The following is a 15,356-nucleotide window of genomic DNA, read 5'->3' as shown; positions in this document are numbered from 1 at the left end:
GGTCAGGCTTCGCTGATCTGGTTGACGCTGGTGACCTGGCGGTTCCAGATCATTTCGTAATGGGCGCTCTGGATGATCGACCGCATCGGCCTTGGGGTCATCAATGCCCAGCAATGGCTGCCGGGCCTGCGCACCGAGTGGTAACGCAGGCCGGGACACCGGGCTTGCCGGATGGCTTTGCCGAAGCCATGGGAGTGGCTGTAATCGTCGGGATCGTAGATCGGATCGGTCACGGCGACGGTCGTCGCGTCCTTCATCGCCTTGTCCACGAACGAGCAGGACAGCCCGCGAAAGACAAAGCGCTCATAGTTGAGGTCGGGCACCTTCGACCAGTACCGCGCTTGATGATGCTGGACCTCGGCCAACGCCGTTTCCAGGGTGTCGGCCAGGTACAACACGCCAAAGCTGCCATCGCTGAAGCGCGACCCCGCCGGGTTGACGTGGGTAAAGGGCGCCGTCGCGTAGGAACAGCCGGGTATGCCGAACGGGATCTCGCTGCGCGGGATCAACTCCAGCTGCCCGACTTCGTTTTTCAGGCGCGGATTGGTCAGTGCCTGAATCTCGTACAGCACCTCGAACTCGTCCGCGTCGGCCACGTCATCGAACATCGCAATCGGTGGAAACTTCGAATTGACCAGCCGATAGGCCTGCAAGGTTTCGCCGGCAAACGTTGGCAGCTGCCTGCCCCTCACCATTGCGCGCCCCGCAACGCGTCGATGCGGCGAAAGGTTTCGTACAGCGAAATCATGTCGCCCTGGGACATGATCTCCAGCGGGCTGCGTCCATTGAAAAACTCGTTGTCGTTGCTCATCGACACAAAGCCGTAGACGTTTTGCGGGTTATCGAAGATCAGGCGCAGGGTGGCGTGGATGTTCAGCACAAAGCTGATGCGCTGCATCTGGTCGGCGTCCAGCGCCACGGCCCAGGCGGGATCATGCTGCCGGGCGCGGGTGTAGGTGCTGCGGGAAATGCGCAGGATACGACAGGCCTGCTCGCTGGAGGCCGCCCATTTTTCGAGAATGCCGACCGCGGCGCGCAGGCCGGTCACGCACTGGTTTTTGGTAAATTCCTGCTGCGCCTGAAGGGCGAGTGGCATGTCCGGCACCTCTTTATCAATCCACAGATTCAAAAATAGGTATTTTGATTCTACAGATCAAGAGCCCCGCGACCAGTGGTGCGCGCCTGGTTCATCAGATGCATCGCATTGATCCACGAATCAGTCCGACACCACCACCTGATTACGCCCCCGGGCCTTGGCCCGGTACAAGGCTTTGTCCGCGTTGCTCATCAGACTGTGCAGGTCCTTGTCGCCGGACGCCATGGACGCCACCCCGACGCTGGCCGTGATGCAGTGCACCGGCCCGGTCATCAGCCCGGCGATGGAATGGACCAGTGCCTCGGCAATGTGTTGCGCGGTTTCGAGGGAGGTGTCCGGCAGCAGAACGGCGAACTCCTCGCCGCCCAGCCGGCCATACACATCGCTTTCGCGAAATGAACGGCCGATGACCACGCCCATTTGCCGCAGCACCTGGTCGCCGACCTGGTGCCCGTAGGTGTCGTTGATGTGTTTGAAATGGTCCATGTCCAGCATCACCGCACACAGCGGCAACTGGTAGTGCTGGCAATGGTTGTAAAGCCGCTGGGCCTGCTCGAAAAACGCCCGGCGGTTTTTCAGGCCGGTCAGTTCATCGGTCTGTGCGGCGCGCGTGGAGATGCTGTGCGCCAGCTCCATTTCACGGGTCAGGCGGAAGGCCGTCTCCAGGGCATCGGAGAGTTTGCGCGTGGCGCTGCACACAAAGGAGGCAAAAACCAGCACGGCCAGGCCCATGCCGACCTGAAGGGTCGAGGGCTGGAACAGCAGCCAGAAGGTAGAAGGCAGCAACACCAGCGCGATCGACACCACCGTCATGTAGCGATAGGCCGAGTAGCACGACACCGCGCTGACCGACATGCCTACGGTAAACAGCATGACCAGCGCCTGGGCCAGCAGGTCGTCGGCCGGCATGACCGCCAGCGCGCCACCGCCCCAGATGCTGGCGGAGAGCACCAGGGTGACCAGGTAGATGCGCTCCCAGCGTTGCGGCGTGCGCGCCGCTTCCGGGCTGCGGAAATACATCACGAACATCGAGATGCGTAGAAACGTCGAGGCGGTCAACAGGATGACCCACCCGGCGATGACGGAATGATCGAAGCGCTCCCAACACAGCCAGCACAACATGACCAATGCCAGAAAACTGCCAAGAACAGCGGTAACCGATTGCCGAAACAGCTGGTGCAACCGATCCGTGCGCACCTGCTGGGCGATAAAGCGTTCCTGCTCGTGCCGAAATCCAAGGCCATCCATTGAGTTCGCCTGATAATGCTGCGGTGACATCCACCATTGTGGCACATCGCTCATGGGCACCTGCAACTCTGTACGCCCTTGAGAGATTGCGACTATCAACCACCAATACTCGCGCTATTAGCTGACTTGCCAAACGGGGTCTAGCCTTAGCAGGTCGGCGTAGTCTGGCCGACACAGACCTGATGCGAAGATAAGAATGAGTCAGAAACTGACCAGGCGTAGTGTGGGCCGTCAGGGTGGCAATTTGATTTCCACCCTCCGTCATGCCCACGAGACCACGACGATCAGAGGATCGAAAGGCGGGTCCGCAAACCTGAGTCATTGATTTCGCTCGCTTCCACGCCGGGCCGGAACCGGGCCGGATAGCTGAATGAACTCGACCGAGGGTAGCTCAGACATGGCAAATGAATCGAAATGCCCGTTCAACCACGCCGCCGGCGGTGGCACAAGGAACCGTGACTGGTGGCCGAACCAACTGAACCTGAACATCCTGCACCAGCATTCTCCCCTGTCCTCCCCCACGGACGAGGGCTTCAACTACGCCGAAGCCTATAAGAAGCTGGATTTTGCGGCGGTCAAACGTGACCTGACCGCGCTGATGACCGACTCGCAGGAATGGTGGCCCGCCGACTTCGGCCACTACGGTCCGCTTTTCGTCCGCATGGCCTGGCACGCAGCCGGCACCTATCGCACCGGCGACGGCCGTGGCGGCGCCGGCTCCGGCCAACAGCGCTTCGCGCCGCTCAACAGTTGGCCGGACAACGTCAGCCTCGACAAGGCGCGTCGGCTGCTATGGCCGATCAAGCAAAAATATGGCCGCCATATTTCCTGGGCCGACCTGATCGTGCTCACCGGCAACGTCGCGCTGGAGTCCATGGGCTTCAAGACCTTTGGTTTCTCCGGTGGGCGTCCCGATGTCTGGGGGCCGGACGAGGATGTGTACTGGGGTTCGGAAAACAAATGGCTAGGCGGCGACACCCGTTACGCCAGTGACCGTGACGATGAAAACAAGGCGACGCAAGACCCCGGCGATGTGCCGCTGGTGGCCGAGCCCGGACGCAACGAAGACAGCCGTACCCAACACGGCCGCAACCTGGAAACTCCGCTCGCCGCAGTGCAAATGGGCCTGATCTACGTCAACCCGGAAGGCCCTGAAGGCGAACCCGACCCCGTCAAATCGGCCCTGGACATCCGCGAAACCTTCGGCCGCATGGCGATGAATGACGAAGAAACCGTGGCGCTGATCGCCGGTGGCCACGCCTTCGGCAAGACTCACGGCGCAGGTCCCGCCGACAATGTCGGGGCCGAACCGGAAGCCGCCGGCCTGGAACAACAGGGCCTGGGCTGGAAAAACAGCTTTGGCACCGGTAAAGGCCCGGACACCATCACCAGCGGCCTGGAAGTGACCTGGACCACCACCCCCACGAAGTGGAGCAATAACTACCTGGAAAACCTGTTCGGCTTCGACTGGGAACTGACCAAGAGCCCGGCAGGCGCGAATCAGTGGAAACCTAAAAACGGAGCCGGCGCGGGCATCATTCCCGACGCTTTCGATTCGTCCAAGCGTCGCGACCCCACCATGCTGACCTCGGACCTGGCCCTGCGTTTCGACCCGATCTACGAGCCGATTGCGCAGCGCTTCCTGCAGAACCCGGATCAGCTGGCCGACGCCTTCGCCCGCGCCTGGTACAAACTGCTGCACCGCGACATGGGCCCGCTCTCGCGCTACCTCGGCCCGGAAATGCCCGGCGAAGAATTGCTGTGGCAAGACCCGATCCCGGAGGTCGACCATGCCCTGGTCAACGACGCTGACGTCGCCGCGCTCAAGAGCAAACTGCTGGCCTCGGGCTTGAGCGTTTCGCAGCTGGTGTCGACCGCCTGGGCGGCGGCTTCCACCTTCCGTGGCTCCGACAAACGCGGCGGCGCCAACGGTGGACGCCTGCGCCTGGAACCCCAACGGTCCTGGAAAGCCAACCAGCCTGACCAACTGGCCAACGTGCTGGCGAAACTCGAAGGCATCCAGCAGGCGTTCAACGCCGGCGGCAAGAAAATCTCCCTGGCGGACCTGATCGTGCTGGCCGGGAATGCCGGGGTCGAACAGGCCGCGAAAAACGCCGGGCACACCGTCACGGTGCCTTTCTCGCCGGGGCGTACCGATGCGAGCCAGGAACAGACGGATGTCGAGTCGTTCGGCTTCCTCGAACCGATAGCCGACGGCTTCCGCAACTACCTGAAAAGCCGCTACAAGGTATCGGCCGAGCACCTGTTGATCGACAAGGCGCAGCTGCTCACCCTCACCGCCCCGGAAATGACCGCACTGATCGGCGGCTTGCGCGTGCTCGACACCAACGCCGGACAAACCGCCCACGGCGTCTTCACCACCCGCAAGGGCACCTTGACCAACGACTTCTTCACCAACCTGCTGGACATGGGCGTCGAATGGAAACCCACCTCGCAGGACAATGAACAATTCGAAGGTCGCGACCGCAAGACCGGCCAGCCGAAATGGACCGCGACCCGCGTGGACCTGGTCTTCGGCGCCAATGCGCAGCTGCGGGCACTGGCGGAGTTCTATGCCAGTTCCGACAACCAGGAGAAATTCGTGAAGGACTTCGTAGCGGCATGGACCAAGGTGATGAACCTGGACCGCTTCGACTTGAAGTGATGTAACCGGCAAGACCCTTGGCCACCCCGGCAAACGATGCCGGGGTGGCCATTTTGTTTCCCGGACTCAAAAGATCGCCCGCAGGAGCTGTCGCCGGCTGCGATCTTTAAATCCTCCACCCTTCAGGACGGATCAATCTGATCCGGCACCCTCGCGGCCATACGCAGGTGGGCAGACCGGTCGCACCAGCCCCCGCCGCCTCAACGCTCCATGACATAGGTGCCAGGTGCGGGGCACAGGGGCGGATACTTGCGCGAGCCGAGCTTCTTCGGCGATGGCAGGCTGTCGCCCGAGCGCTGCCCGATCCATTCACGCCAATGCGGCCACCAGCTGCCGGGCTGGCGCTCCCCGGCGTCCTGCAACCAGGCTTGCGGGGTCTCGGCGGCGGCAGGCGCCGCGTAATAGAACGACTTGGGGTTGCCCGGCGGGTTCACCAGGCTCTGTAGATGGCCGGCGTTGGACAGCACGTAGGTGGTGTCCTCGCCAAACAACCGGGCGGTGCCGTAGCAGCCTTGCCAAGGGGTAATGTGGTCGGTGGTGCCCCCCACCACATAGGCCCCCACCTTCACTTGGGTCATGTCGATGGATTCGCCGGCAATCTCCAGGGAGCCCGGGTTGCTGTAGGGGTTTTGCTGGATCAGGTCCAGGTAGTCCGCGTGCAGTTGCGCGGGAAGCCGCGTGGTGTCGTTGTTCCAGGCCAGGATGTCGAAGGCTGGCGGCTTGTTGCCCAGCAGGTAATTGTTGACCCAATAGTTCCAGATCAGGTCGTTGGGTCGCATCCAGGCGAACATCCGGGCCAGGCCCTGGCCGCTCAGCACGCCTTTGCGCCGGGAGCTGGCCTTGGCCGCGCGCAGGGCGGACGGGGTGGTGAACAGCCCCAGGGTGGTGTCGTCCAGCGCCGAGGGCATGTCGAGCACACACACGGCCCAGCTGGTATTCAGCACTTTGTGGCCTTCGCCGCGAGCCGCCAGCCAGCCCAGATAAGCCGCCAGGGTGATGCCGCCCGAGCAAGAGCCCCACATGTTCACATCCGGGCTACCAGTGATCCTGCGCGCCACGTCCACGGCCTGGTCCAGGCACAGCGCGTACTCGGACAAGCCCCAGTCGCGGTGTAAACGTGTGGGGTTGCGCCAGCTGATGACGAAGAGGTTCACGCCGCTGTCCTGGATCCACTTGATCAGGCTTTTCTCCGGCGACAGGTCGATGGCGTAGTACTTGTTGATTTGCGGCGGCGACATCACCAAGGGCCGGGCATAGATCTGTCCGGTGGTGGGCGCGAACTGCAGAAGCTCGAACATCTCGTTGCGAAACACCACCTCACCCTTGGCCGTGGCGATGTTTTCCCCCACCTTGAACGGCGTGCTGTCGACCTGACTCGGGATGCCACGGTTGTTCAGCAGGTCCTGACCGAATTGACGGGCACCCCTGGCCAGGCTCATGCCACCTGTATCCACCAGCTTTCGCAGCGCCGCCGGATTGGTCAGCGGCGAGTTGCTCGGTGCCACTGCATCGGCCAGGAGTGCTGCGACGAACCGGGCCCGGCCCTTTTCCAACGGGGCAAGGTCGGTGGCTTCGATGAAGCGGGTCAGCTCGCTTTGGCCCGCCAGGTAGCTTTGCAGCAGTGCGCGCAAGAAGGCGTTGGATTGCCAGGCCGGATCGGCGAAGCGCTTGTCCTTGGGGTCCGGCGCGATGCTGGAGTTACCGCCGACGATGCCGCGCAGCGCCTTCAGGTAGCCCCCCAGATGAGCGCCCGCCTTGAGCGGCGACTTGCCCACGGCCTTGAGCAGGCAGCCGGCCGAGCTGGCCAGGTCCGCGGCGCGCACGCCGACGAGCGGATTGCCTGCCAGGGTCTGATCGGCGGCCGTACCCATCAGCTCTTTTTGCTGGGGGTTGTCCGGGACATCGCCCTCCTTGCGAGCGCGACGCTTTCGGCCGGTCGCCGGGGGACGCTGGGTGATGGGGGCGGTCTCGCTCGTTCGGGTGGATCTGCTCATGGCGGCTCTCGTGTTTGCGGGCGCGGTGTTGTTATGCGCCGACTCTAGGGCAGCAGCGGCCTCGACCACCTCGCATCGCACGACAGCCATTTTTCATTTCATGACAAGCACGCAGCTTCGGGTGGCTGCTTTTGGCCGATTGTGTAGAAAACGTCGAAGTTCGCACCTTGAACTTTGCGCGCACTCTTTGAGCCCGGCTGCCCTGATAACAGCCGTGAAGGCCTCCGCCGGTTTACTGTTTTTCACTACCCTTGACTCATGCCTGTTGACCGATCACACCCGGCTGCGCAGCCACTGCAGGAAACCTTTTTTCTCGATGGCCTTCGGCTCTTCCTGAGTCATCGTATGGGCTATCTGCAAGCGGAAATCCAGCAACGCCTTCATCGCTTGACACATCTCGTGACGAGCCTCCATGCACGGCTGGAGATAATCCCGTTCGATCCGGTACAGGTTGCAAAAAGTCAGCGCGGCGAACTCCGCCGGCAGCGCGGTTCCCGAGACGATCCCGCCTTCGCCGATCACCTCCCCCGGCCCCATGCGCCCGGCTTCGAATTTGACGCCCCCACGAAACAAGGCCACCGTCACCACGCCGGACTCTATGATGTACAACTGCGAGCTGACCTGCCCGCCCGCCAGAATGACTTCGCCAGGGGGAAAGGACTGCAGGGTCATGTTCTGGCTGACGTGGTCCTTGTCTTCCTCGCTCAGGTTGGTCGAGAAAATGCTGGTGTTGTCCAGCAAGGCCCGGGCTCGCGACAGCCGCGCAGGCTCATTGTGTTCAATGGTCGATGTCCAGCTGATACCGGCCGCCAGCAAATGCCGGTACGCCAGATCGTACATCTGGTTGCGCACCGTACGCTTCTGATCCATCGACAGCACAAAGCCGCTGACTTCGTATTCCACGCCATTGCCACCGGTACTTTTGATCGTCACCTTGGGAGCGGGTTTGGTCAGCAGGATGCGGCAGCCTTGGGCTGCCCGCTCAAGGGCATCGAAGACCTTGTTTGGACGCACCTGCGGGCTGATCAGCAAACTGATCGAAACGCCGAACATGTCGCTGGGCCGACTGAAGTTGGTGATCTTGGCCTTGGCCGCCATCGAATTCGGAATCACGATCATGCTGCCTTGGGAGGTTTGCAGGAACGTGGCACGCCAATCGATATCGGTCACCCGGCCTTCGGTGCCGTCGATGGCGATCCAGTCATCGATTTTGTAGGGCTTGGTGGTGTTCAGGACGATGCCGGAAAAGACGTCACTGAGGGTACTTTGCAGGGCCAGGCCGACAATGATCGCCAAGGCACCGGACGTCGCCAGAACCCCCTTGACCGGCAGGTTGAGCACGTAAGCCAGCGCGGCGATCACCGCGACCAGGAAGATCACCGCACCGAGCAAGTCCTGGAGTAACCGCCCGGCGTGCCCTACCCGATACATCATCACAGCGCCGATCATCACCGTGAGCGTGCGCGCGCCGAACAGCCACCAAATGATCTGCAGCACCGTGTGCGCAAATTGCAGCGGCGCATCATCGAGCGAGGGCGCCGGCTCCCATGGGCTCAAGCCTTCATGGAACAACAGCGCGCTGTACAACAAAAAAATGACCAGGCGCGCGAGGACTTTCCAGTTGTACCGGTGGGAACCGACCACACGCCACATCACCATATCGATCAGGATCAAGGCCAGGCCGCAGATCAATGGACGTTCAGAGAACAAGGACAGCATCAAGCACCTCCAGCGCAGTTAAATGACCGGAAGATCGCATTCATTCGGCGCACCACCGCGGCAAGCCCGGGAACGGTGCCGTTGATGCAAAAGTATGGCTGCCAATTGGCAAACCGATAGGTCCCGGCGATCGGGATGTTTCGTACCCCCTCTCTGTCAGCCAGGTTCGCCAATACGCCACAGCGCCATCCTTGACCTTGAACGGACACGAAACCTTCGGTGGGTGCCCGTTCAAACCTGGCGACGGGTTATCGCGGACTGGCGGAATGTCTCAGGTGACTTTTCCTGATCATTCGATCCACTTGCGGTCACCGGTAAAGCTGATGGTCAGCCATCGCGCGGCGTCCGGCTCGCCCAGTTTCGTGGAAATTTCCTCTCGCAAGCTGTCCAGTTGTCCCACACCGTCCAGCCGGTAATCCAGCGGCAATACGATGTGGATCTCGATAAAACAGGCCCTGCCGTGTTTCTGCACGTAGGAAATATAGTCATCGAAACCATGCTCGACCTTCGCCACCTCCATCACCTGACGCACCTTTTCGTCCAGTTGATCCGGGGCGATTCCCAATACATCGCGCAAGGCCGGACCGAGGATTTTGTACGCTGGGGGGAGCATGCCCAGGGCTAACAGAATCAGGATCAGCGGGTCGACGTAGACCGCCCATTGTTCGTAACCCTGAGTCTTGAGCAGCAGTGCGATGAGGAAACTCACCAAGAGGCCCGCCGACAGCATCGCGTCCACCAGCCAACTGATGTTGTCGAACTGGATCAGCGATGAGTTGAGCGTGCGATTGCGATGGCGGACGTAGAAGAAATAAATGAGTTCAACGACAGTGAACACCGCCGCGTAAAGAATCACCAGACCCAGCTCGACCTCGCGGCCACCACTGAGGATGCCGAACACACCGTTGAGGAAGGCATAAATGGCAACCAGGAACAGGAAGCTGCCCTCGATCACCAGCACCATGGGCTCCAGGTGCCACGACCCAAACTGGAAGCGCTGATTGCTTTCCTTGGCGATCAGCCGGGCGGTGATCAGCATCAAGACCTTGATGAAGGCCGCGACTAACGAAAAGAAGCCATCGAACAGGATAGATTGGGCGCCCGACACAAACCCGGTGATGATCCCGGCGACGGTCACGGCGAGCATCAGGAAGGTCGACTGCTTGAGCAGAGACTGCTCACCTCGATTACTCACGTGATCGCCCCTCAAGCCGCCAGACCGCCGGGTGTGGCGGATACTTGAGGGAGGAGTCTAGCTGATGTCCTGCGCGGGTTGAGTCGGCCTCATCGCGAGCCAGCTCGCGCCTACAGACCAGAACCACCACCACGTTGCCCTTGCTGTCCTCCCGGTCGCTCATTACAATTGCTAATAATTCTCACTAGCAAAAAATATTGACGCGATGAGCGACTCTCTGCCTGCCACCCATCAGCACCATGTGCGTTGTGTCGAAGCCCTGTACGTCGGCCATCAGGGCTGGCTGCACGCGTGGTTGCAGCGAAAGCTGGGTAACCGGGTGGATGCCGCCGACCTGATGCATGACACGTTCACGCGCATTCTCGCCGCCAAGACCCTGCCGGACCTGGCCGAACCGCGGGCTTATCTGACCTGCGTGGCCAAGGGCATTCTGGTGAACTGGTATCAGCGCCAGGCGCTGGAGCGCGCTTATCTGTCGGCACTGGCGCAGATGCCGGAGTCGCTTGCGCCCTCGCCGGAGGTGCGTTTCCTGATTCTGGAAACCCTGCACGAAGTCGACGCGATGCTCGATAGCCTGCCGCCGCTGGTGAAGCGGGCGTTCCTGCTGTCGCAGATCGGTGCAATGAAGTACGACGAGATTGCCGTGCAACTCCAGGTGTCGCTGATCACGGTCAAGCGCTACATGAAGCAGGCGTTTTTGCAGTGCCTGACGTTGATGCCCGAATGAGTCACCCGTCGATGATCAGCCCGGTCACCCTGGAAGAGACCGCCGAATGGCTGATGCGCCACAGTGAAGGTTCGCTCAGTGCGCATGAGTTCGCGCAATGGCAGCAATGGCGAACCAGCAGTGCCGAACGGGAATACGCCTGGCGCCGGGCCGAGAGTTTGCTGGGCAAACTGGGCGGGCTGCCGCCCGAGCTGGCCATGCCGGCGCTCGACCGGCCGGCCAATCCGCAGCGCCGGGCGATGCTCGGGCGCCTCGCCGCGTTGCTGGCGCTGGCACCGGCCACCTGGGTCGGCTGGCAGCTCAACGAGCGCCAGGGCTGGACCGCCGACCACCATTCGCCGATTGGCGAACGCCGCCAACTGACCCTCGCCGATGGCAGCCAGCTGACCCTTAACACCGACACGTCGATCGACGTGAATTTCGATGCCGCGCAGCGTCTGGTCCGGGTGCGCAAAGGCGAGATCCTGGTGCAGACCGCGCCCGACATACTGGTGCCCGGCCGACCATTCCGGGTGACGACCGCACAGGGTCGACTGCAAGCGTTGGGCACCCGTTTCAGTGTCCGCGAGGGCGACGGGATCACGCGGCTGGCGGTGCTCGACGGCCGCGTGCAGATCGAGTTGTTCCAGCGACCGCAGGCAACGCCGCTGATTGTGCTCGCCGGACAACAGACGGAATTCTCGGCCACCGCGATTGACACACCGACCCCGGCGGACAGCGCCCTGACCGCCTGGACCCAGGGCATGCTGGTGGCCGACGGCATGCGCCTGGGCGACTTCGCGGCGGAACTGGCCCGCTATCGTCATGGCCTGGTTCGCTGCGATCCGGCCGTGGCCGGAGTGCGGATTTCCGGGGCGTTCCCGCTGGACGATACGCGCCGCGCGCTGAGCATGCTGGCGCTGACCTACCCGCTGAACGTGACAACGCGGCTCGGCGGTTACTGGGTGACGATTTCACCCGCTTGATCATCCCGAAAATAAATGTGCCATGAGGTGATACTTTTTTCGCGCTGGGCTGGCAAGGGAGGAAGCACCCTCTCTCCCTTGCCGACAGGATCACTCAGAATGCCCGTTGCCCGCTCCATCCCGTTCACGCCGCCGCTGCGCCGCGCCGCCTGCCATGCCCTCGCCAGCCTGCTGATCAGCGGTGCCTGCACCCAGGCCTGGGCCGCACAGCCTCAAGCATCGAGCATCGCCGATGCGCGCCGTTATCAAATCCCGGCAGGCCCGCTGGGGCACACGCTGTCGCGGTTCGCCGCCGACAGCCACATCGCGCTGTCGTTTGATCCGGCCCTCACCGACGGCCTGCAAAGCCCTGGCCTGTCCGGCAGCTATTCGCCGTTCGAGGCACTGACCCGGCTGTTGAGTGGCACGGGCCTGGAGATGATTCAGCGCAGCGACGCCAGCTATACCCTCGTGCGTTCGGCCCACGGCGACGCCCTGCAACTGGGGGCGACCTCGATCACCGGCCAGCGCCTGGGCGTCACCACCGAAGACACCCACTCCTACACCACCAACGAAGTGAGCATCGGCAAGGGCAACATCAAGCTCAAGGACATTCCGCAGTCGGTGTCGGTGGTCACGCGCCAGCGCATGGACGACCAGAACATGAACAGCCTGCAAGACGCCATGCGCCAGGTCACCGGGGTCACCATCAAGACCTACAACTCCGGCTCCAGCCTCAACGATGTCTACATGCGCGGTTTCCTCGTCGACCAGGTGCAGGTCGATGGCGTCTCGCAACCGACCGGCCAGGGCGACATGGCCACCGCCTTCGACCTGGCAATGTACGACCGCGTCGAAGTGCTGCGCGGTCCGTCGGGCCTGTATCAAGGCGCGGGCGAGCCCGGCGGCACGATCAACGTGGTGCGCAAGCGCGCCCTCAACCAGTTCGCCATCGGTGGCGAGCTGGCTGGCGGTTCCTATGACCACTACCGTTCCTCGGTGGATGTCACCGGCCCGCTGAACGATCAGGGCACGGTGCGCGGTCGCTTCATCACCGCCTACGAGAACAACAAATCCTTCGTCGACTACGCGCAGAACGAACGCCCGATGGTCTACGGCCGCCTGGAACTGGACCTCGATCCGTCCACCACCCTGTCGGTCGGCGGCGCCTACCAGCAGAACCACTCCACCCCGGCGTTTGGCTTGCCGGCCTACGCCAGCGGCAAGCTACTGGACGTTTCGCGCTCGACCTTTGTCGATGCCAAGTGGAACGAGCTGAACGAAAAAGTCTGGGAAACCTTCGCCGAAGTCGATCACACCCTGGACAATGGCGGGCAGTTCAAAACCACCCTGACCTACCGCGACGCCGAGACCCCCAAGCGCAATTTCACCTGGGCCGACGGCGCGGTCGACCCCGATACCGGCGACAGCTGGGCGGTGGCGTACAACTACTACACCCACATCAAGAGCATTGGCGCCGACAGCTTCGTCACCACCCCGTTCGAAGCCCTGGGTCGCACCCACGAGTTCACCTTCGGTGGCGAGTACCAGCACCTGGACAAGGACTTTACCTACGGTGGCGGCGACTACTTCCCGATCAACGTGTTTGACCCGGGCAGCATCGACATTCCGAAACAGGACTATGTAAAGAACAACGGCAACTGGTCCAAATCCGATCAGTACGGCGTGTACACCCGCGCGAAAATCAACGTCACCGACTGGCTCGATGTCATCGGTGGCAGCCGCGTGACCTGGTACGAAAGCGATGCCAAGAACGCCAACGCCTTCTTCGACAACTTCGGCAGCGCCCACACCAGCATCAACCGCAAGGTCGTGCCCTATGGCGCCCTCATCGGCAAACTGACCCCGGAACTGTCGGCTTACGCCAGCTACACCGGGGTGTTCAAGCCGCAAAGCGAAATCGGCTCGGACAACACGCCGATCGGCCCGCGCAAAGGCAAGCAGTATGAGATCGGTCTCAAGCGCGAGTTCTTCGACGGTCGCCTGAATGCCAGCATCGCGATGTTCCGCATCTACGATGAAAACCGCGCCGAATACAACAACGCCACCGCGGCGTACGAAGCACAGGGCAAGGCGCGCAGCCAGGGCTGGGAAACCGAGCTGAGCGGCAACCTGACCGACAACTGGAGCATCGTCACCGGTTACGCCTTCACCTCCACCAAGTACCTGCAGTCCGACGACGGCACCGAAGGCAAGACCTTCAGCACCATCACGCCCAAGCACAACTTCAACCTGTGGACCAAGTACGCGTTCACTGACGGCCCGCTCAAGGACTTCAGTGTTGGCGGCGGCGTTCGCGCGGTCAGCGACACTTACTACCAGCGTGAAGTGAAATTCGAACAAGGCGGCTACGCCATCGCCACGGCCCAGCTGGGCTACAAGTTCAACGACAACCTGTCGACGACACTGACCGCCAACAACCTGTTCGACCGCAAGTATTACGACCGGGTGGACGCGTCCTGGGGCACCAACTTCTACGGCGACCCTCGCACCCTGACACTGGCGGTGCGGGCGCAGTACTGACGTCTCAAACTGTAGGAGCGAGCCCTGCTCGCGATGGACCCGAGACCGCCACGGGGCACCAGACACCCCGTGTCATCGTTGACGACCCTCGCGACCAGGGTCGCTCCTACGGGCTCAATAATCCGGAAACTGGTCCCGATAGCACACTGGCGAGCTGGATTCGTAGTCCTCCTCCAGCGCCTCTTCCGGCCATGGCGCTCGCTGTGTAGCCGCGGGTGAAGCCTGCATTCGGTTGCGCAGCAGTCGTGAAACCTGCGCGCGCGATCTGGCGGACAGACCAAAGTGTCCGGATCTTCGCAGCCCGACACCGGCTGCGTCAGTTTCCAGGCTATGCCTCATGATCATTCACCCCCTCCACTCTCGCGGGCTGACCCCGGTTTTGCGGCGAAACGCCCGGGCCAGGGCCGACGGGCTTTCGTAGCCGACCTCCTCGGCGATCAACGCAATCGGCTTGCCCTCGCGCAAACGCTTCTGCGCCAGGCTGATGCGCCAGCTCACCAGGTAATCCACCGGTGCCTGGCCGACCACGCGCTTGAAGTGTTCGGCGAAACTGGCCCGCGACATGTTGGCCAGCGCCGACAGCTGCGCCACGCTCCAGGCCTTGCCGGGCGCCTCGTGCATCTGGCTCAGCGGCCGGGCCAGGCGCGCATCCGCCAGCCCGGCCATCATCCCCGGCTGCTGATTGCGCGTGCTCAGGATGTGTCGCAGCAACAGAATCACCACCAGTTCGAACAGGCGGTCCATCACCGCTTCACGGCCACAGGTGCCCTCGAACGCTTCGTTGAACAACCATTGCAGGGTGCTGGCCAGGGCCGGGATTTCGTCGAGCCTGAGCACCAGGTAATCCGGCAGCGCTGCCGCCAGGGCATTGCTTGAGCCGCCATCAAAATTCAGCGATGCGCAGACCAACTGCGTGCCGGATGCCTCTGTCGCAAACAGCCGATGCCGGTAAGGCCGGGGGAAAAAGATCAACGTCGGCTCGCTGAGGTGAAGCTCGCGCTCATCGGCCAGTTTCAGGCCGATCTCGCCGGCTTGCAGCAAATGCACATGACCGCATGCCTGGCTGCCATCGAAGGCGGTCGTGCCGCAAAACGTGCCGCTGTGAAAGGTGCCGGCGTTGACGCCGAAATGGGTGAGCAAGGTGGACAGGCGATCCATGGGGAAGCTCCCGAGGGCAGTTCTGGACGATCTGTCGCATATCGTCGACGATTTGCATCCATTTAA

Annotated in this window: 11 protein-coding genes; 4 read left to right on the top strand and 7 right to left on the bottom strand. The window is 62.3% G+C overall.

Annotated features, from left to right (window positions below; translation table 11 throughout):
• Positions 1-2: 2 nt before the first annotated feature.
• The 3 genes from F8N66_RS18075 to F8N66_RS18065 form a co-directional block, all read right to left on the bottom strand.
• Positions 3-695, bottom strand: a complete 693-nt coding sequence (locus F8N66_RS18075; RefSeq protein WP_150771470.1) for an RES family NAD+ phosphorylase — start codon at positions 693-695, stop codon at positions 3-5.
• Complete coding sequence (locus F8N66_RS18070; protein ID WP_150771469.1) at positions 689-1,096, bottom strand: antitoxin Xre-like helix-turn-helix domain-containing protein; 408 nt, start codon at positions 1,094-1,096, stop codon at positions 689-691. Before F8N66_RS18070 ends, F8N66_RS18075 begins: the two co-directional genes overlap by 7 nt.
• A gap of 120 nt (positions 1,097-1,216) precedes the next feature.
• Positions 1,217-2,344, bottom strand: coding sequence for a sensor domain-containing diguanylate cyclase (locus F8N66_RS18065; protein WP_224790497.1), 1,128 nt, complete (start codon positions 2,342-2,344; stop codon positions 1,217-1,219).
• Positions 2,345-2,741: 397 nt separating this feature from the next.
• Here F8N66_RS18065 and katG point away from each other — a divergent pair, with 397 nt between their 5' ends.
• Entirely contained in the window at positions 2,742-5,009 is a 2,268-nt protein-coding gene (katG, locus tag F8N66_RS18060) for a catalase/peroxidase HPI (protein WP_150771468.1), read from the top strand.
• A 200-nt stretch (positions 5,010-5,209) separates the two neighbouring features.
• Here the strand turns inward: katG and F8N66_RS18055 are convergent, their stop codons facing one another.
• From F8N66_RS18055 to F8N66_RS18045, 3 genes are all read right to left on the bottom strand, one after another.
• Positions 5,210-7,003: an alpha/beta fold hydrolase gene (locus tag F8N66_RS18055; RefSeq protein WP_150771467.1), complete on the bottom strand. Its 1,794-nt coding sequence runs from the start codon at positions 7,001-7,003 to the stop codon at positions 5,210-5,212.
• Between the two features lie 273 nt (positions 7,004-7,276).
• Entirely contained in the window at positions 7,277-8,722 is a 1,446-nt protein-coding gene (locus tag F8N66_RS18050) for a mechanosensitive ion channel family protein (RefSeq protein ID WP_150771466.1), read from the bottom strand.
• Positions 8,723-9,011: 289 nt separating this feature from the next.
• A complete protein-coding gene (locus F8N66_RS18045) occupies positions 9,012-9,917 on the bottom strand; it encodes a cation diffusion facilitator family transporter (protein WP_150771465.1) in 906 nt (301 codons plus the stop codon).
• A gap of 205 nt (positions 9,918-10,122) precedes the next feature.
• On the opposite strand from F8N66_RS18045, the gene F8N66_RS18040 reads away from it, so the two are divergent.
• The 3 genes from F8N66_RS18040 (at position 10,123) to F8N66_RS18030 (ending at position 14,132) form a co-directional block, all read left to right on the top strand.
• The gene (locus F8N66_RS18040) at positions 10,123-10,644 is read left to right on the top strand and encodes a sigma-70 family RNA polymerase sigma factor (RefSeq protein ID WP_150771464.1); all 522 of its coding nucleotides are present in this window, start codon (positions 10,123-10,125) and stop codon (positions 10,642-10,644) included.
• Positions 10,641-11,609, top strand: a complete 969-nt coding sequence (locus tag F8N66_RS18035; protein WP_150771463.1) for a FecR domain-containing protein — start codon at positions 10,641-10,643, stop codon at positions 11,607-11,609. Before F8N66_RS18040 ends, F8N66_RS18035 begins: the two co-directional genes overlap by 4 nt.
• Before the next feature lie 99 nt (positions 11,610-11,708).
• Positions 11,709-14,132 carry a TonB-dependent siderophore receptor gene (locus tag F8N66_RS18030; protein ID WP_150771462.1) on the top strand — a complete coding sequence of 808 codons (2,424 nt, stop codon included), beginning with the start codon at positions 11,709-11,711 and terminating at the stop codon, positions 14,130-14,132.
• Between the two features lie 345 nt (positions 14,133-14,477).
• On the opposite strand, the gene F8N66_RS18020 is transcribed toward F8N66_RS18030, so the two are convergent.
• Entirely contained in the window at positions 14,478-15,290 is an 813-nt protein-coding gene (locus F8N66_RS18020) for an AraC family transcriptional regulator (protein WP_150771460.1), read from the bottom strand.
• Positions 15,291-15,356: the final 66 nt, after the last annotated feature.

Source organism: Pseudomonas fluorescens (assembly GCF_902498195.1).
Taxonomy (GTDB): Bacteria; Pseudomonadota; Gammaproteobacteria; order Pseudomonadales; family Pseudomonadaceae; genus Aquipseudomonas; species Aquipseudomonas fluorescens_BU.
This window is presented reverse-complemented; position numbering and strand designations above follow the sequence as displayed.